The following is a 17,178-nucleotide window of genomic DNA, read 5'->3' as shown; positions in this document are numbered from 1 at the left end:
TCAGCGCCTCGTCAACAGGCCCTGCGGCCGAATTGCCAGCACCAAAACCATGATCAGGAAGGTCACGACGATGGCGTAGGTCGGGATGTAGACCGAGCCGAGCTGTTCGGCGAGGCCGATGATGAGCGCGCCCAGCGCAGCCCCTGGGATCGAGCCCATGCCACCGACGATCACAACGACGAGGGAGGCGAGCAGGAAGCGGATATCCTCGCCGGGTGAGAGCGACTGGAACGTTCCGCCGACAACGCCCGCAACGCCAGCGAGGCCGGCGCCGAGCGCAAACACCACCACGAAAACGAGTTGGATCCGTACTCCGGTCGCAGCCAGGATGTCGCGATCGTCGACCCCGGCGCGGATGATCATGCCGATGCGCGTGCGGTTGAGCGCCAGCCACATCGCCACGCCGATCACGACGGAGGCGACGAAGATCACGAGTCGGACCAGGGGATAGCGGAGATAGACCGGCTCACCAGAGGACTTGACCGCAGTGACCAGCGGCAGCTCCACAGGTCCGATCAGCCAGTTCGGGGTCTGGATCTGATAGAAATCGCCACCGCATGCCCACAACATCAAATCGGCGAACACGATCGAGAGTCCGATCGTCACCATGGTCTGGCGCAGGTCCTGGCCTTCCATGCGGCGGAAGACGAGGACCTGGAGCAGGACGCCGACCAGTGCCGTCAGGATGAAAGCGACGATGAAGCTGAGGACCCATGAACCGGTCGCGACGCTGATGGCGTAGCCGACATAGCCGCCGAACAAATAGAGCGAGCCGTGCGCGAGGTTGACGTTACGCATTAAGCCGAAGATCAGCGTAAAGCCGCTGGCGACGAGGAAATAGAGACCGCCGAGCGTGATGCCGTTGAAGAGCGCGTTGAGGAAGACCCGCTTGCGGCCGAACGCATCTTCGACGCTCTGCGGCCACACTGCGAAAATCAGCCAGAGTGCTACCGCGATTGCGATGATGACAATCAGTGCCCAGGCGGGATGGCGTTCGACAAAGCGGGTCATTATCGTTGCTCCGTCTTCGCGTCACCCCATCTCTCACCCCGCAAGCGGGGCGGAGGGGCACGCAGACCGTCGCCGGCCGCAAGCCCTGCCATGAACGTGCGCTCCCTATCGCGCGCGATCCTCGTTTCGGGATCGCGTTTGTCGCATCCTAATGCGGCTGTAACGGAGGCGCTTGATCGTGAGTATCTTTTCGCGTGACCTCAGGCGCGCAAAACCTGGCCGCGCGGCGATAATCGGTCGGCGCCATGCCGACATTGGCAGCGAAGAAGCGGGTGAATCCGCTCTGCGACGAGAAGCCGAGATCGAAGCCGATATCGGCGATCGGCGCTTCGCTCGCCACCAGCGCCTCCAGCGCCTGCTCCATCATCAGCGTGTTGAGATAGAGGTGTGGCGTGACGCCGGTCTGGGTGCGGAAGAGCCGGTAGAAATGCGGCCGGGAAAGGCCAGATCTGCGCGCGATGGTATCGAGCTCGATCTCGGCGCCAGGACTTCTCCGACATCATCTTGATGCACTTGCGCACGCGAAAATCCGTGACGGAACCGTTTGCGCGCGGATCGCGCGCGGTCGCCGCCTGTTGCCAGCTTTCGTCATAACAGATGTCGATCAGGCTTCTCAGCTCGCCATCGAGGCTGTTGAGCGAGGGAGCGCCGCACACGAGGGCGGCTGCGTGCCTGATGTGCTTGTCCAGCGCAACGGACCGCGTGAACTGGGTGCGGCCGAAGCGCAGGCGGTCGGCGCCGGGCGCGTCGGGCGCAAACCACTCCGCATTGACGTAGAGCACGAAGAAAACGGCGCCGCCTTCGAGATCGGACGGCAGGAAATTATGCGGCTCCCACGGATTGACCGCGACGACGGAACCTTCGGTGAGCTCGTAACGTCCGTCACTGACATCGATGCATGCGGAACGCCCGCCGACATGGAAGATCAAATGACCTTCGCGATGTGCGTGGATGTTGAAAGGGCGGTTCAACTGATAGACCGTCGCCCGACCAAAGCGGCCGTGGAAGACGGCGAGCGCCCGGCTCATGCCTCTCCTCCCAAAAGCTCTTGGTATTTTTTGGTAGCGTTCAACAACCGAGGAGAGAATGCAAGGGCGCACGTGTCGCGCTTCTGGCAAATCTCTCCCCGGCCGGTCATCGCTCGCGAATGAGACTAGGTCAGTATTTCTTACATTCCGGTACTGTGCGGCTCGGCAAACCGATTTTGGCGAACACCGCGGGATCGTAGCCCAGCGTTTGGTTGACGTCCGGGATCACCTTCACGACCTTTGAGAACAGCGCGCCCTTGCCGTCGTCGACGACCTCGGTGACAAAGTTGGTGCCGATCGCCTGGCGGTTGGAGTCCAGCTTGATCTTGCCGTTGGGTGCGTCGATCTCGATCTTGGCAAGGGCCTCCTTGTACTTGGCCTGATTGTTGGAGAGATCGCCATTGACCTGGCGGAGCGCCTGGATCAGCGCCATGGTCGAGCCGTAATAGTTGGTGGCGAGCAGCGATGGGCTCGGGAAGCGCTTGTTGGGCGGGAAGGCGTCCTGATAGTCCTTCACGAACTTCTGCCAACTTGGGTTCTCCCAAGTGTCGGCCTGGCCGCTCGCGGCCAGCGTGCCGATCAGGGCATTCTTGGCGTTTCCCTTGGACGACAGGATGGTCTGGTCGATCATGATCGAGCCGCCCATCAGATGCGCCTTGCCGCCGGCCTGCTGGTACTGATTCAGGAAGTTGACGGCGTCGGCGCCGCCGAGGCCGAGATAGATTGCGTCGACGTCGTCGGGCAGTGCGGCGATGACCGAGGCAAAGTCCTTGGTGCCGAGCGGCACCCATTGCCGGTTGGTGACCTGTCCGCCGGCACCGCAGAACTCGAGCACGAGGCCGAACACCTGCGTATAGATGAAGGAGTAGTCTTCGCCGACGGTCGCGATCTTGCGATACTTCTTTTTCGTCATAAGCATATTTGCCGAGGCCCACCTGCCACTGCGCACCGTCCATGTTGTAGCGGAAAAAGTTCGGAGCCGGATCGACATAGGTCGTTTCCTGGGCCCCGGAGGCGGCGTTGATGAAGGTCAGTTCGGGATGGGTCTTTGCAAAATTTTTGACCGCGATGCCTTCGTCACCAGAGAGCGGCGACAGCAGGATCTGTACCTTGTCCTGCTCGATCAGCTTGCGCACGGCTCGTACGGCGGAGTCCGGCGTCGCGTCGGTCGAGGCGATGACAAATTCGAGTTCCTTGTCGCCGACCTTCTTGCCGAGGACGTTGAGGGCCGTCTGGAAGCCGCGGATGCCGTCCTCGCCGAGTACGGTGTAGGTGCCTTCGAGCGTCGCGGTGACGCCGACCTTGATCTTCTCCTGTGCGAAGGCGGTGCCCGAAAGTAACAGGCTGCTCAACGCGATCAGTCCTAGACTGCCTTTCAACATTGCTCTCCTCCCTGGGCGTTCTTGTCACTGTTTTTCACCGCGCCTTGACGCGCCCGCCGCGCGGTGCGGCGTTCGGACAAGGCTAACGGTGCTTGAAACGGAGGCTAACCGAACTCCGATGCAGCGCACGTGCTGGAGCCGTGCGCGGCTTAACGGGCAGTCTCATTTTGAATGTTGCGTCGCGATTAACATCGCGGTGCAACAGGCGTCAGGCTTCCCGATTTGCACCCGCCAGCCGCATGGCGGCCGCGGACTGCCGCCGCTTGAATTGGATCGCTCGAATAGAGGAGAAATCAATCGTAGGCGTTGCGTCATTTCGCGGCGCGCGGCACTCGCTGGTTATACGTTGTGGCAGGCGATCGTCCGACCGTCCGCACCGACAAATCGAAGTTGTGGCACATCGACGAGACAGCGATCGCTGGCCATAGGGCAGCGGGGCGCATATGCACAGCCGTGCGGTCGCGTGAAGAGGCTTGGCGGTTCACCCATTTCGATCGCGCCCTGGATCCGTTTCGATGGATCGGGCTTCGGAATTGCCGCCACCAACGCGCGCGTATAGGGATGGAGCGGATGATCCAGGACCGTCCGCGTCCCGGCCTGCTCCACGATGCGGCCCATATACATGACAGCAACGCGGCTGCTGATCTGCCCGATCACGCCAAGGTCGTGCGAGATGAAGAGCATCGACAGTCTCAATTGGTCACGCAGATCCATCATCAGATTGAGCACTTGGGCCTGCACGGACACGTCGAGGGCCGAGACCGGCTCGTCGGCGACGATGATGGACGGCGTGGGAAGAATGGCGCGTGCGATTCCGACCCGTTGCCGTTGCCCGCCACTCAGTTCGTAGGGGTAGCGAGCGGCGAAAGACGGGTTCAACCCGACGGCCGTCAAGGCGGCAGCTATGGCCGCGCTGCGCTCGGCGCGGTTCTTGAAGAAGCCGCTGATGTCGGCCGCCTCCGCCACCGAATCTCCAATTGCGCGCCGCGGGTTGAGCGATGCATTGGGGTCCTGGAAAACCATCCGGACGCTCAGACGCATCTCGCGGAGGCCGGAGCCGCGGGCTCCGATCATTTCGGTTCCCTTCAAATTGAAGTTGCCGCTGTCGGGCTGGACCAGGCCGACGAGGGCTCGGCCCAGCGTGGTCTTGCCGCAGCCGGACTCGCCCACGATCCCGAGGACCTCGCCTTCGGCCAGCGACAGCGATACACTATCCACCGCCTGCACCCGGTATTTCCGACCGGCCCGCCTGGCACTGAACGAGACCATCATGTCCCGGACCTCGAGGATTACATTGCCGCTCATGGCAGCTCTCCGCCGGCCAGCGGAAACGCGCAGAGCACCTCGTGCCCTTGGGAAGCCTCCAGGCGGGGCGGGGTCGCCACGCGGCACTCATCGCGCACCGCTGCGCAACGCAAGGCAAACACGCAGCCAGCGGCGACCGAACCTGGCAGCGGCGGCTGACCAGAAATGGTCGGCAGCCGGCGCGCGCCGGAATTTCGCGACGGCATGCAATCCATCAGTCCGCGGGTGTAATGATGACGGGGTGCGCCGAACAGCGCATCGACTGAAGCGGTTTCCACGATCTGGCCGGCGTACATGACAGCGACACGATCGGCGAGCTGCGCAATGACTCCCATGTCGTGAGTGATGAACAATATCGCCATATCGAGCCGATTGCAGAGCTCGCGCAGGAGCCCGAGAATCTGAACCTGTATAGTGACATCCAGCGCAGTGGTCGGTTCGTCGGCGACCAGCACCTGTGGCCTGCAGGCCAGCGCAATCGCGATCATGACCCGCTGGCGTTGGCCTCCGGACAACTGATGCGGATACGCGGACAGCTGCATTTTGGGGTCGGGCATACGTACCAGTTCGAGCAGTTCGCGCGCACGGACCAGCGCCGCTGCGCCCGAAATTCCCTCATGCACGCGTACGGCTTCGGCGATCTGATCGCCGATCCGACGAACAGGGTTCAGTGAGGTCATCGGCTCCTGAAAGATCATTGCCATGCGGCCGTGGCCCGCTTCGACACGTTGCCAGGGCTGCAGCTGCGTTACGTCGCAGCCCTCCAACAGGACGCGCCCGGCCCGGACTCGGGGACCGGGCTGCGGCAGCAATCCCATGACCGCAAGCGAGGTCATGCTCTTTCCGCAGCCGGACTCGCCGACGAGGCCGAGGATTTCGCCCTTGGCCAAGCCGAAGGACACGCCCGCGACGATGTCGACCGGCGCGGTTTCCGGCCCCACTGACACCGTAAGGTCGCAAACTGTCAGCACGGCCTAACCCTTCTCACCAAAGACTTGACGGAACCGCGGATCGAGTCGATCGCGCAATGCATCGCCGACCAGGTTCAGAGAAAATGCCGTCGCCACGATCATCATGCCCGGGAAGAAGAGCAGCCACGGCGCGCGGGTGATGAAGGTCCGTGACTCCGCCAGCATATTGCCCCAGCTCGGAATGTCCGGAGGGGCGCCGAGGCCCAGGAAATCGAGTGAAGCCGCGCCGAGCTGCGCGAACGCGAAGACGAAGCTGGCCTGCACGAGAAGTGGCGAGACCAGGTTCGGCAAGATGTGCCGACTGATGAGCCATGCCGCTCCGGCGCCCATGCTGCGGGACGCCTCGACATAGGTTTCCGCGCGCAAGCGCAGCGTCAGTCCGTAGACGATGCGGGTCGTCGTCGTCATGTAGCCGATCCCAATGGCCAGAATGACGGTGGCCACACTCGGGCTCAAGATGACAATCAGGCCAAGTGCGAGAAGCAGAGTCGGGAAGGCCATCAGCACGTCGACCATGCGCATCAGCAGGTGACCCAGCCGCGGGAACAGTGCGGAAAGTACGCCGGCCGGAACGCCTGTCGCGAGAGCGAAGACGACCACGCCCGAGCCGATCAAAAGTGCCATGCGTGCTGAATGAATGGTGCGCGACAGGGTATCCCGGCCGAATTGGTCGGTGCCGAACCAGTGGGTCATGTTCGGGGGCGTCAGGCGGATCAGGGGATCGATGGCATACGGATCGTAAGGCGACAGCCAGGGTGCGAAGACCGCGGCGAGCACAGTCGCCAGAAGGACGCCGAGCCCGGCCAGCGCGATCGGGCGGGCGATGAACGGCTTGAGCCACAATGTCACGCTGTTGCTGCTCATTGAAGTTCAACCCGCGGATCGAGCAGACGATAGCTCAGATCGACGATCAGATTGATCAGGAGATAAACCACCACGGTGACCAGGATGACGCCCTGGATCACAGGGTAGTCTCGGCGAAGGATCGACTGAACGACGAGGCGGCCGATGCCGGGCAGGGCAAACACGGTTTCGGTCACCACCGCCTCGGACAGCAGCGCGGCGAAGGTGAAGCCGAAGGCCGAGACGACCGCCAGGAGTGCATTGCGCCAGATGTGGCGGCGCACGACCTGCCACGGCCGGATTCCTTTGCCCGCGCCGTGCGCACGTAGTCCTCCCGGGAGACGTCGAGCATGCTGGCGCGCGTCAGCCGCAGGATCAAAGCAGCATTCGGAGCCGCAAGCGCCAGGCTGGGGAGGACGAGATAGCGGAGATTGATGACACCGCCTTCGAAGATCGACGGATAGCCGGAGCTAGGAAACCAGCCGAGCCACGCGGCGAAGATCAGGATCAGATAGAGCCCGACCCAGAACGTGGGTATCGAGGCCATCAGCATCGCCCCACCGGACAATCCCTGATCGAGCCACGTGCCGTGCCGGACCGCCGCAATCATTCCGATCGGCACGCCGATGACCGCAACCCAGATCATCGTCATGGTGGCGAGCAAGGTGCTGGTCTCGGCGCCATCGGCAATCACCGACAGCACGGGCGCCTGGAAGAAGATCGACCGCCCGAGGTCGCCCTCGAGCACATGGCCGGCCCAAGTGAGATATTGCAGGATGATCGGTTGGTCGAGACCGAGCTGGTGTCGCAAGGCGTCGATCTGGTCGGGAGTCGCGGTATCACCGAGCAAAACATAGATCGGGTCACCCGGCACGATATGGATGAACGCGAAGATGATGATGGACGCTGCCAGCAGCGTCACCGCCGTCGTTCCTGCGCGCTTGAATGCGTAAGACCACATGTGATTGGGCGCCTGTCAGCGGCAACGATGCGCGCCGGCGCCGGCGCTCGACAGTCCTCGCGGCCTCATTGCCCGTCCTTATTTCGTGGACACATTCCAGAACACGGGACCGTTTGGGTTGAGCCCCTTGAGCTTGGGAGAAGCAATGTCGTAGGTGTAGGCATCGCCTACTTTCATCACCGGTACCTGCTCATAGATCAGCGACTGGATCTTGTCCCATGTTGACTTGCGCGCGGCTGGATCGGTCGTGTTGATCAACTCGGCCCGAAGCGAGCCGATCTCCGGGCTGTCCCACCAGCCGGGATAGCTCGCATTCAGGAACGTGAGCAGCAGCGGGTCCGGCGCGAAGGAATGGTGGGTGACGAAGATGTCCCACTGTTCCGGCTGGCCGCGCATCTTCAGAAGGGTCGCCCAATCGACGACCATCATCTGAACATTGATTCCGGCGTCGGCCAGCTGACGGGTGAAGACAGAGGCTTCGTCATAGTGTGCCTGATAGTTCGTCGAGACCAGTAGGCGGATCGGCGTCCCCGTGTAGTCCGCCTCCTTTGCGAGCTCCTTGGCCTTCTTCGGATCGTGCGCACTATAATTTGAGGCGCCTTCCGTCGAGTACCAGGGGGTGCCATTGGGAAAGATCGATCCTTCGGCATTCCACAGGTCTTTGGGACCGAAGGCGACGCGCAGCGCCTGCGACTTGTCCAGCGCGGTCTGGATGGCGCGGCGGAGCTTGTAATTGTCCTTCAGGATTCCCTGCTTCGAGTTCATGAAGAAAAGGCCGAAGATCGGCGCGTTGGTACGCTGCACCTGGACCGATGGATCTTTGCTCAGGGACTCGTACAGATCGCCGGAGATCATTTCCGCATAGTCGTAGTCACCCGCCTGCACGCCGCTCACGCGCGTGCCGACGTCAGGCACCGGAATGAACCGGATCTTGTCGAAGCTCGCAACGCGGGCGCCGGCGAAGCCGTCACCCTTTTCCTTCACCGGCTTGTAGCCCTCGAACCTCTCCACCTCGACATAGCGGTTCGGCCGCCACTCGACGAACTTGTAGGGCCCGGTGCCGATATAGTCCTTTTGCTCGATCGGCCGGTTCCCCGCTTTGGCGGCTATGTCTTCCGGATAGATCGCAAGACCGCCATTGACGTCCGCAATGAGAGCCTTCCAGGCGCCGTTCGGCGCGGACAATTTCAGCGTGACTTCATACTTTCCGGTCGCCTCGACCGACGTAGCCGCCGCCATCAGGAGCTTGCCGCGTGCACCGAAACTGCCCCATCGCGTCATCGAGGCGACTACGTCCTTGGCGGTCATCTCCTTACCGTTGTGGAAGAGGACACCTTCGCGGAGCTTGATGACGATGGTCCGACCGCCGTCTTCCGTGCGATCGCCCTCGGCCAGCATCGGACGCGGCGTATAGGTCGAGTCTCAGCGCATACAGGGTCTCAAAGATGTGGCGGCCGATGACCGATGCGACGTCGGCGGTCGTCAGCATGACATCGAGCGGCGGCGGTTCTCCGATGGTGGCTTCGCGTAGCAGGGTGGCGGCATTGGCCTGCGCAATCAAAAATGACGCGGTGGCCAGCCCCACGACGCCACGCATCAGGACACTTGGACCGTATCTCATGATCGCCCTCCCGCCTTGTTGAGCCGCCTGCTTCCCGGTGCAGGGATGTGCCTTTCAGCTGTTGGGCTGACGGCACGCTATTGCTTGTTTGAAAGTTACATACACAATTTGGCAATTATCAAGCAGAAAATGCTGTTATTGATGTGGCATGCCGATATACGTTTGGTCGATGCTGAAGGTTTCTTACGGCAGCTTCTTGCCAAGGGCGCAGGTTGATCTGACCTGGGAAAGGGCGGGCAATGGCGCGTGCAAAGCGAAATCACCCGGCGAGAGCCGTTGGTGCAGCAATCTCGAAGCCGCCCGGCGACGACAATGTCGTGGCCGGCGACATCATCTCCCTCATCAGGCAGAGCGCTCTAAGCCTCAGCCCGTCCGAGCAACGCGTTGCCACGGTGCTGCTGGCCGATATGGAGTTTGCCGTTCACGCCAGCAATTCCGAGTTGGCCCGTCGGGCGCGCGTCAGCGAGCCGACGGTAACCCGGTTCAGCCGCTCCGTCGGTTGCCGGGGCGTCCGCGACCTCAAGGTGAGGCTGGCTCAAGCAATGGCGGTCGGGCGGATTTACGTTGAGCTTCCCCCGCATGTCGGGACCGATCTGGCGCGCCCCGCGCTCTGGCGGTCGGTGTTTCAGGAAATTCGCCGTGCAATTGCCGCTGCCGAGGAGGGACTTCGCAAGGAGGACATCGAGCGGGCTGCCGAAGCTATCTCCCGCTGTTCGAAGCTTGCAGCGTTCGGGGTGGGGGGCGGTTCCACTCTTGCGGCGGCGGAGGTTGAGAACCGGTTCTTTCGTCTTGGGATTGCCGTCTCGCATGCCTCCGATCCGAGCTTGATGCGCATGATTGCCGCGACCTTCGGACGGGATGATGTCGTCGTTGCCATCTCGACCACCGGTGCAGCCAACGAGGTGATCGAGGCAGCCAGTATCGCCAAGCAATACGGCGCCTTGGTCATCGCAATTACCAAGCCGCAAAGCAGGCTGGCCTCGATCGCCGATATTGCGCTTGGCGTACACGTGCCCGAGGCGCCCGACGCGCTCAAGCCGACGGCGTCGCGCTATGCATTTCTCGCCACCATCGATCTGCTTGCGGCGTCAACTGCCTATTGCAAACCGCTCGAAGCCCAGGCGCGCATGCGGCGGATCAAATACGAGTTGCTGAAGGGGAGCGACGGGGACGCCAAAGGGCCGCTGGGAGACTGAGCGGGCAATTAGCGCACCGCCCGCCTCTCGGGATTATATTCGCAGCATGGCCGCGATCTCTTGCGCTGCTTCAAGCAGCGTGCGGTCTTGTCCGCGCGCGGCGATGACCTGAAGGCCGAATGGAAGTTCGCACCGATCCGTTCCGCACGGCAGCGAAATCGCCGGCAGACGAGCATGATTGACAAAGGGCGTTAACGCCGCGTGCGCGCGCGGGCTCGCCGCGCGGCCACCGATCATGTCGGGTCCGAGCTGGGTGAATGGCCAGGCGACACAGGGAACGGTTGGCGCCAGCAGCAGATCAACCTCGGTGAAGAATGCCGCGAAAGCATTGGCGATTGCGGCGCTTGCCAGCAGCGCACCGGCAACGTCGGCGCCCGACCACGACAGCCCTCGCTCGATCTGTCTGGCGATGTCAGGATCGAACACGGTCGGATCCTCGCGGAAGGCATCTCGATAGAGTGCGGCGAGGCCGGCCTGCTGAAGCGGCATGATAGCCTCTTCCGTCGCGCCCGCCGGCCAGACGGGATCGCGCTGCGCGATGCTGAGGCCAGCGGCGGAGAGACGCGCGATGGCGAAAGCGAGCCCTTCAGCGACAACATCGTCGACGGCGACGTCGAGCCCAAGGCGCGGCGAGAACGCGATGCGCAGACCGGCGATGTTTTTGGCCTCTTGAGCGATGCCGGCTGAATCCGGATCGCGCGGATCGACGCCGGCCATGGCCTCGAACGCCAGCGCGATATCGGCAACGTCAGTGGCGATCGGCGCGATGACGGAGAGGCCGAAAAACGGTTCGGCGAAGCCTGGCCCATAGGGGATCGCGCCATAGGAGGGTTTGAACCCCGCGACGCCGACATGGGCCGGCGGCCTGCGGCTCGAGCCGCCCGCATCGGTGCCGATCGCTAGCGGCACGAGGCCGGCCGCAACCGCCGTGGCAGGGCCGCCCGACGAGCCGCCGGGCGTCAACGTGGGATCCAGCGGATGCCGCGTTGGCCCATACAGCGGCGAGGTGGTCACGCCCTTGCAGGCGAATTCCGACCTTGCGCCGATGCCGACGACGACGGCGCCGGCCTTGCGCAGCTGCTCGATCGCAATCGCATCCTGCGGCGCGACGAATTCGGCGAACAGGCGCGAGCCCTGTGTCACACGCCAGTCACGGACCCAGATGTTGTCCTTGACGACGACGGGGACACCGGCGAGCGGCATCGTCTCGCCGGCACGCAGGCGATCATCGACCGCTGCGGCGTCGGCAAGCGTACGCGCAGGAGCGGTCGTCACCACTGCGTTCAGCGCCTTGGCGGCCTCGATGCGCGCAAGCGCGGCCTTGGCGGTCTCGACCGCACTCGTTCGTCCGGCGGAGACGTCGGCCGCAATCTCGCACGCGCTACTTCTTCCCTTTGTCATGGCCTCCCCAGACCAGTGCCAATGTGCCGCAGAGGGCGAGGCAAGCCAAGGCGAAGAAGGCGGCACCGAGACTGGCTGCGCTGTCCAGGAAGGACACCAGCGCCGGTGCTGCCAAGAGGCCGGCGTAGGATGCGGTCAGCACCGCGCCGGTGGTTTCGCCAATCCTGTCCTGCGGGGCGAGGCGTGCGATCTCGGCGACGAAGACACCGTTCCACCCGGAGGCCGTCAGGCCGAACAGAGTTGCAATCGCGAACTGGCCGGTCCGCCCGAGCGATACGCCATCGAGACCCAGCAGCGCGGCGCAGAACGTCATACCGAGGCCGATGACGACGAGAACTCCGCGCGAGGCATTGAGGCGCGTTGCGACGAAGCCCCAGCCGAGCCGGCCGATCAGGCCGCCGGCCTGGGCGCAGGCAAGCGCCATGCCGGCCTCGACATGGCTGAGGCCGAGCTCGCGGGTGCCGAGCGTGACGAAGACCGTATTGAGCGACACCTGCATTGCGCTGAAGGGCATCGAGGCCAGCGCCAGCATTGCGATGCGCCGGTCCGCGATCACCAGTGCCAGCCGCGTGCGAAGGCTAAGCTCCGGCAGTGGCACGACCTTGACGGCGTAGGCGGGCCGCAGGCGCTCGAACCACGCTATCGCCAGCAGCGCACAGGCGCCCACGGCGGCATAGCACCAGGCGGGCCCGAGCGAGATTGCGATCGCGGGCAGAACCAGCGAGCCGCAGACGGCGCCGATCTGGTTTCCGGTCTGGCGAACCGAGAACACGAACGCGCGCCGCTCGGCCGTCACGAGCCGCGCCAGCAGCACCGCGCTTGCGGGCGTCTCCGGTCCGAAGGCGAGGCCAAGACAGAGGCCGGCTGCGAGCAGGGCCGCCGTCGAGCCGAGCGAAGCCAGCGCCATGCTGGCGATGATCGCCGCCGCGCAGAGGCTCGCGATCCGCATCGAGCCCAGGCGGGCGATGAAGCCGCCGCCCCAGAACGAGGCGGGAATGCCGACCGCGAACACGGCGCAGGAGAACATCGAGAGCTGCCAGACCTCGATATGGGCGCGCGGTGCCACCACGCCCGGCGCGAACAGAGCCAGAGCCACCAGCGCCTGCAATGAGGTCGTGGCGCCAAGCGCGGGCAGCAATGCGGGCGCTGGTCGAACGGCCGTGTTTGCGTCTACCATGGTGCAGCGCTCTCGGGGGGAACATTGTGGCAGGTGGCATTTCCATTCACGCGGTCGATGTGGCGAGCGGACGCCCGGCGCAGGGTCTGCGCGTCGAGATCTGGCGGATCGATCCGGACTCGCTGCGCGTCGCCGACGGACGGCTTGGTGTCAACGGCGTGCTCGATCATCCCGTTGCGCAGGGGGCGGGCGTGACGGCGGGCGAGTATGAGGTCCTGTTTCATCTCGGCGAGTTCTTTGGCGAGCGCGACGGGTTTCTCACGGTGACGCCGTTCCGCTTTCGCATCAAGAATGTTGACGAGCATTTTCACCTGCCGCTGAAATTCACGCGCTGGGGCTATTCGCTGTTCCGCGGCGCCTGATCAGTTGGTCAGCCGCCGCGATAACCCCGTGACGCGCTCCATAATCGCGACCAACGCGACGGTTGCAATGATCAGCACGCCCGACAGCGCGGCGATGGTGACGTCGAGCTTGCCCTCGAGGTCCTGCCACATCCGGATCGGCAGCATGTCGGTGGCGGCATCACGCAGGAACAGCGACACCGGCACGTTGTCGAAGGACGACATGAAGGCGATGAAGGCGCCCGCGATGATGCCCGGCCGGATCAGCGGCAGCACGATGCGCCGGAACGTGTAGATGCGGCCGGCGCCCAGCACGGCCGAGCTCTCCAGCAGGGTCGGCTCCAGCTGGGCAAGCGCCGCAATCGTATTGCGCACGACATAGGGCACGCAGACCACGGTGTGGCCGATTACCAGCGTCAACGGCGACACCGGCAGGCCGACCAGCGAGAACAGCATCAACGCGGCAAGGCCAAAGGCCAGCGCCGGCAGAACCAGCGGCGACATGAAGAGGGAATCGAGCAGCCGCGCCGACAGCGTCGGTGAGCGCGAGATCGCGAGCGCGGCGGCAACGCCGAGCACCACGGACAGGCCCGTCGCCCACAGTGCCACGATGAGGCTGTTCTTGGCTGCGAAGTGCAGCTGCCAGGCGTTCCACAATTCGGCGTACCAGCGCAGCGAATAGCCCGGCGGCGGAAAACGCAGCGAGAAGCCGCTGGTGAACGAGACGATCAGCACCACCAGCGACGGCGCGATGATGATGATCAGCGCAATCGCGGCGATCAGGCTCATGACCAGCTCGAAACTGAACGCCTCCAGGGTGCGCTTGCGCCCGCTCATCACGCACCTCCATAGCCGCGCGACAGGCGGCCGAGCGTGGTGAAGACGGAGACGACCGCGAGCACCGCGAGCAAAAAGATGATCGAGATTGCGGAGGCAAACGGCCAGTTCTGCAGGGTCGAAGCCTGCTGGTAAAGATACATCGGCATGAACAGCATCTGTCCGCCGCCGATCAGCGACTGGGTGATGAAGGCCGTGATCGCGGCGGCATAGGTCAGCGTGCAGCCGGCGATCACGCCGGGCAGCGACAGCGGCAGCACGATCCGGAAGAACGTGCGCCAGCTTCCAGCGCCGAGCGAGCAGGAGGCGTCGTCGAGATTGGAATCGATCCGGCCGAGCGCGGTGATCAGCGGCAGCGTCATCAGCGGCATCTGCACCTGCGCCAGCGCGAGGACGACGCCGAACTGGGTGTAGAGCAGTTTCAGGGGCGTCTCGATGATGCCGAGCGATTGCAGCGTCGCGTTGATGATGCCCTGGCGGCCCAGGATGACGATCCAGGCGAAGGTACGGACCACGACGCTGGTCAAAAGCGGCAGCAGCACGATCAGGATGATGATGGTCTGAAGCCGCGGCCCGACCCGCTGGTAAAGCCAGGCGATGGGAAAGCCGAGCACGAGGCAGACGGCCGTCACCTCGGCCCCAAGCAGCAGCGTCGAGCCGAGCACGCTGAGGCTGAAGGGATCGGTGAGGAAGTGCAGATACTGGCCGAGTCCCCAATGGAGCGCGGCCGTGTCGTTGTGCAACGAGAGCCACAGTAATTGCAGCAGCGGCGCCACTAAGAACACTAGGAAGAACAGCGCCAGCGGCGCTGCCAATCCCATCCCGTAGGACGTGACGTCTCGTGATGCCGGTGCTGTGCCCATCATGAGTCCTTGAAGCTCTAGATCTTGATCTCGCGGTTGAAACGCTCGATCCAGGCCGAGCGCTGCTCGTTGATCTTCTTCCAGTCCTGGAACACGAATTTCTGCTTCAGCTCGGCCGTGTCCTTGGCGAGCACGCGCGCGATCTCGCCGCCCATCGCCACCTTGGAATTGGTCGGCACGATCAGGTAGGGCGGGTTCATCAGCGTGGTCTGCACTTCCGGGGTCAACGACGCCTCGATCAGCTTGAAGGCGAGCTCGCGGTTGGGCGAGTTCTTGACGATGTGGATCGTGGTCTTGAAGGCGATGGCACCTTCCTTCGGGGCCACGAACTCGACCGGCACGCCGCGCGCTTTCAGGATCTGGATGGCGTTGAAATTGCCGGGCGAGATATCGATCTGGCCCTGCTGGAACAGGGTGGCGAGCGCGCCGGGATTGGCGGCGACCGCGGCGAGGTTGGGCTTCAGCTCCTCGATCGCCTTGAAGCCGGGATCGACATTGGCTTCCGAACCGCCGCGCATCTTGGCGATCTCGACCAGCCAGCCGGTGCCGAGCGTCGAGTTAAGGTTGGTGATGCCAACGCGGCCCTTGAACTCGGGCTTCCACAGATCGGCCCAGGAGGTCGGCGGCGTCTTGACGGCTTCCGGATTGTAGGTGAGGCCGACGACCTGAAAGAAGGGGGCAGGGCCCATCGGCTCCTGGGCCTCGGCGATCAGGTCCTTGTAATAGGCGCTCTTCTCGACGGGGTATGGCTCGACCAGATCCTGGCCGATTGCGACCAGGGCCGGGCCGGGATCGTGCAGCATGACGTCAATCGGCGGATTGGCCTTGGCGGCGTTCACCTTGGCGATCTGGTCGACCGAGAGCATGGGGTCGAGCACCATCGCGGCATCGGCGTTCGCCTTGCGAAAGGCCGGCACCAGCACGGCCTTGTGCGCCTCCTCCCAGCTTCCGGTGAAGGTCGCAAACACCAGCGGGCGGGCCTGGGCGTAGCTCAGTCCGGGAAACGCCTTCATGGCGCCGAGTGTGAGTGCGGTCGTCATCAGGCTTCGGCGGTTCATGATCATGGTCGAACTCCCTCTGGACAAAAACTGAATTCAAAGCGTTGCAGGAAAAGCGTTTGCGAGCGACGGGGCGAGCGGCGCGAGGCGCACCGCGGCGCCGCTCTCTAGGGTGCGCGTCTCGCCGATGCGCGCCTGGGAGATCTTGACGCCGGAGCCGTCCGCGGTGGTGACCTCGTGGACGACGGTGGCTCCTAACGGCAGCGACATGCCGACCACGCCGGCAAAGCCGGTCTCGTCGCCAACGAATTGCAGATGCTCGGGGCGTATGCACACGGTGACGCGGCCGCCCTCGGTGAGAGCGCCGCCGGCGGGACGCGCAATGATTTCCGCGCCGGCATCGAGGCGGACTTTTGCGGCCGTGCGGTCTGCCGAGACGACCACGCCGGGCATGCGGTTGCTGGCGCCGACGAACGTGTTGACGAACAGGGTCTGCGGCCGGTCGTAGACGTCCGACGGCGACCCGAACTGCTCGAGCTTGCCGTGGCTCAGGACGGCGACGCGGTCGGCCATCGACAGCGCTTCTTCCTGGTCGTGGGTCACGATCAGCGTGGTGATGCCGGAGACGCGCTGGAGCCGCTTGACCTCGATCTGCATGTCGAGCCGCAGATTCTTGTCGAGCGCGGCAAAGGGCTCGTCGAGCAACAGGATTGACGGCTTGATCGCGAGCGCGCGGGCCAGCGCGACGCGCTGCTGCTGGCCGCCGGAGAGCTGCCGTGGCAACCGTTCCGACATGGTCGGCAGCTGCACCAGATCCAGCAAGCGCTGTGCTTCGCGCTGGCGGGTCGCCTTGTCGATCCCGCGCGCGGCAAGCCCATAAGCGACGTTCTCGCTGATGCTGAGATGGGGGAATAGTGCGTAGTTCTGGAACACGATGCCGACCGCGCGGCGGTTCGGCGGTAGCGCGTCGACGATGTCGTCGCCGATGATGATCCGCCCCTGCGTCTGCGCGATGAAGCCGGCGATGATGCGCAGCAGGGTAGTCTTGCCGCAGCCGGAGGGGCCGAGCAGGGCGATGATCTCGCCCCCTTGATGTTGAGATTGATGTTCTCGACCGCGAGCGCGCCGCTCGGATAGCGGTGGGTGACGGCGTCGACCACGAGCGATCGGCCGCCTTGCGCTTCAGCCATGGTGTTGCCTCCCGTTGCCCCGGAGTAGAAAGCAAGTCTCATGCCCGCACCGG

The 17,178-nt window shown here is 64.0% G+C and carries 13 protein-coding genes and 4 pseudogenes; 3 read left to right on the top strand and 14 right to left on the bottom strand.

Features of this window, described 5'->3' with window-relative positions:
• The 8 genes and pseudogenes from AB3L03_RS05065 to AB3L03_RS05030 form a co-directional block, all read right to left on the bottom strand.
• Complete coding sequence (locus AB3L03_RS05065) at nucleotides 1–1,011, bottom strand: branched-chain amino acid ABC transporter permease (protein ID WP_018458740.1); 1,011 nt, start codon at nucleotides 1,009–1,011, stop codon at nucleotides 1–3.
• Nucleotides 1,012–1,159: 148 nt separating this feature from the next.
• A pseudogene (locus AB3L03_RS05060) lies at nucleotides 1,160–2,039 on the bottom strand (AraC family transcriptional regulator).
• Nucleotides 2,040–2,169: 130 nt separating this feature from the next.
• A pseudogene (locus tag AB3L03_RS05055) lies at nucleotides 2,170–3,421 on the bottom strand (ABC transporter substrate-binding protein).
• Between the two features lie 339 nt (nucleotides 3,422–3,760).
• Nucleotides 3,761–4,693 (bottom strand): oligopeptide/dipeptide ABC transporter ATP-binding protein, encoded by a 933-nt coding sequence (locus AB3L03_RS05050; protein ID WP_368508313.1) that lies wholly within the window; start codon nucleotides 4,691–4,693, stop codon nucleotides 3,761–3,763.
• 29 nt (nucleotides 4,694–4,722) lie between these two features.
• The gene (locus AB3L03_RS05045; RefSeq protein ID WP_026233650.1) at nucleotides 4,723–5,697 is read right to left on the bottom strand and encodes an ABC transporter ATP-binding protein; all 975 of its coding nucleotides are present in this window, start codon (nucleotides 5,695–5,697) and stop codon (nucleotides 4,723–4,725) included.
• 3 nt (nucleotides 5,698–5,700) lie between these two features.
• On the bottom strand, nucleotides 5,701–6,546 hold the full coding sequence (locus AB3L03_RS05040) for an ABC transporter permease (RefSeq protein ID WP_240543193.1): 846 nt from the start codon (nucleotides 6,544–6,546) through the stop codon (nucleotides 5,701–5,703).
• Between the two features lie 11 nt (nucleotides 6,547–6,557).
• Nucleotides 6,558–7,501, bottom strand: a pseudogene (locus tag AB3L03_RS05035) (ABC transporter permease).
• A gap of 78 nt (nucleotides 7,502–7,579) precedes the next feature.
• Complete coding sequence (locus tag AB3L03_RS05030; RefSeq protein WP_368508312.1) at nucleotides 7,580–8,899, bottom strand: ABC transporter substrate-binding protein; 1,320 nt, start codon at nucleotides 8,897–8,899, stop codon at nucleotides 7,580–7,582.
• A 238-nt stretch (nucleotides 8,900–9,137) separates the two neighbouring features.
• Here AB3L03_RS05030 and AB3L03_RS05025 point away from each other — a divergent pair, with 238 nt between their 5' ends.
• Nucleotides 9,138–9,338: a hypothetical protein gene (locus tag AB3L03_RS05025; RefSeq protein WP_157643066.1), complete on the top strand. Its 201-nt coding sequence runs from the start codon at nucleotides 9,138–9,140 to the stop codon at nucleotides 9,336–9,338.
• Between the two features lie 23 nt (nucleotides 9,339–9,361).
• Nucleotides 9,362–10,318 (top strand): MurR/RpiR family transcriptional regulator, encoded by a 957-nt coding sequence (locus tag AB3L03_RS05020; RefSeq protein ID WP_368508311.1) that lies wholly within the window; start codon nucleotides 9,362–9,364, stop codon nucleotides 10,316–10,318.
• Between the two features lie 33 nt (nucleotides 10,319–10,351).
• On the opposite strand, the gene AB3L03_RS05015 is transcribed toward AB3L03_RS05020, so the two are convergent.
• Nucleotides 10,352–11,719, bottom strand: coding sequence for an amidase (locus AB3L03_RS05015; RefSeq protein ID WP_368508310.1), 1,368 nt, complete (start codon nucleotides 11,717–11,719; stop codon nucleotides 10,352–10,354).
• Nucleotides 11,700–12,896 (bottom strand): MFS transporter, encoded by a 1,197-nt coding sequence (locus AB3L03_RS05010; RefSeq protein ID WP_026233652.1) that lies wholly within the window; start codon nucleotides 12,894–12,896, stop codon nucleotides 11,700–11,702. The genes AB3L03_RS05015 and AB3L03_RS05010 overlap by 20 nt, the downstream gene beginning before the upstream one ends.
• 26 nt (nucleotides 12,897–12,922) lie before the next feature.
• Here AB3L03_RS05010 and AB3L03_RS05005 point away from each other — a divergent pair, with 26 nt between their 5' ends.
• On the top strand, nucleotides 12,923–13,258 hold the full coding sequence (locus tag AB3L03_RS05005) for a hydroxyisourate hydrolase (protein WP_026233653.1): 336 nt from the start codon (nucleotides 12,923–12,925) through the stop codon (nucleotides 13,256–13,258).
• On the opposite strand, the gene AB3L03_RS05000 is transcribed toward AB3L03_RS05005, so the two are convergent.
• From AB3L03_RS05000 to AB3L03_RS04985, 4 genes and pseudogenes are all read right to left on the bottom strand, one after another.
• Nucleotides 13,259–14,074 carry an ABC transporter permease gene (locus tag AB3L03_RS05000; RefSeq protein ID WP_018458752.1) on the bottom strand — a complete coding sequence of 272 codons (816 nt, stop codon included), beginning with the start codon at nucleotides 14,072–14,074 and terminating at the stop codon, nucleotides 13,259–13,261.
• On the bottom strand, nucleotides 14,074–14,937 hold the full coding sequence (locus AB3L03_RS04995; protein WP_026233654.1) for an ABC transporter permease: 864 nt from the start codon (nucleotides 14,935–14,937) through the stop codon (nucleotides 14,074–14,076). Before AB3L03_RS04995 ends, AB3L03_RS05000 begins: the two co-directional genes overlap by 1 nt.
• Before the next feature lie 17 nt (nucleotides 14,938–14,954).
• Nucleotides 14,955–16,001 carry an ABC transporter substrate-binding protein gene (locus tag AB3L03_RS04990; protein ID WP_007608710.1) on the bottom strand — a complete coding sequence of 349 codons (1,047 nt, stop codon included), beginning with the start codon at nucleotides 15,999–16,001 and terminating at the stop codon, nucleotides 14,955–14,957.
• A gap of 30 nt (nucleotides 16,002–16,031) precedes the next feature.
• Nucleotides 16,032–17,125 (bottom strand): annotated as a pseudogene (locus AB3L03_RS04985) (ABC transporter ATP-binding protein).
• Between the last annotated feature and the right edge of the window lie 53 nt (nucleotides 17,126–17,178).

Source organism: Bradyrhizobium lupini (assembly GCF_040939785.1).
Taxonomy (GTDB): Bacteria; Pseudomonadota; Alphaproteobacteria; order Rhizobiales; family Xanthobacteraceae; genus Bradyrhizobium; species Bradyrhizobium canariense_D.
Note: the sequence above shows the minus strand (reverse complement) of the source record. Positions and strands in the feature narration are given on the sequence as shown.

What these genes read in the sequence shown, in the direction of transcription:
- AB3L03_RS05065 (WP_018458740.1), bottom strand. Translation starts at nt 1,011, where the DNA reads ATGACCCGCTTTGTCGAACGCCATCCCGCCTGGGCACTGATTGTCATC.
- AB3L03_RS05050 (WP_368508313.1), bottom strand. Translation starts at nt 4,693, where the DNA reads ATGATGGTCTCGTTCAGTGCCAGGCGGGCCGGTCGGAAATACCGGGTG.
- AB3L03_RS05030 (WP_368508312.1), bottom strand. Translation starts at nt 8,899, where the DNA reads ATGCTGGCCGAGGGCGATCGCACGGAAGACGGCGGTCGGACCATCGTC.
- AB3L03_RS05020 (WP_368508311.1), top strand. Translation starts at nt 9,362, where the DNA reads ATGGCGCGTGCAAAGCGAAATCACCCGGCGAGAGCCGTTGGTGCAGCA.
- AB3L03_RS05015 (WP_368508310.1), bottom strand. Translation starts at nt 11,719, where the DNA reads ATGACAAAGGGAAGAAGTAGCGCGTGCGAGATTGCGGCCGACGTCTCC.
- AB3L03_RS05010 (WP_026233652.1), bottom strand. Translation starts at nt 12,896, where the DNA reads ATGGTAGACGCAAACACGGCCGTTCGACCAGCGCCCGCATTGCTGCCC.
- AB3L03_RS05000 (WP_018458752.1), bottom strand. Translation starts at nt 14,074, where the DNA reads ATGAGCGGGCGCAAGCGCACCCTGGAGGCGTTCAGTTTCGAGCTGGTC.
- AB3L03_RS04995 (WP_026233654.1), bottom strand. Translation starts at nt 14,937, where the DNA reads ATGGGCACAGCACCGGCATCACGAGACGTCACGTCCTACGGGATGGGA.
- AB3L03_RS04990 (WP_007608710.1), bottom strand. Translation starts at nt 16,001, where the DNA reads ATGATCATGAACCGCCGAAGCCTGATGACGACCGCACTCACACTCGGC.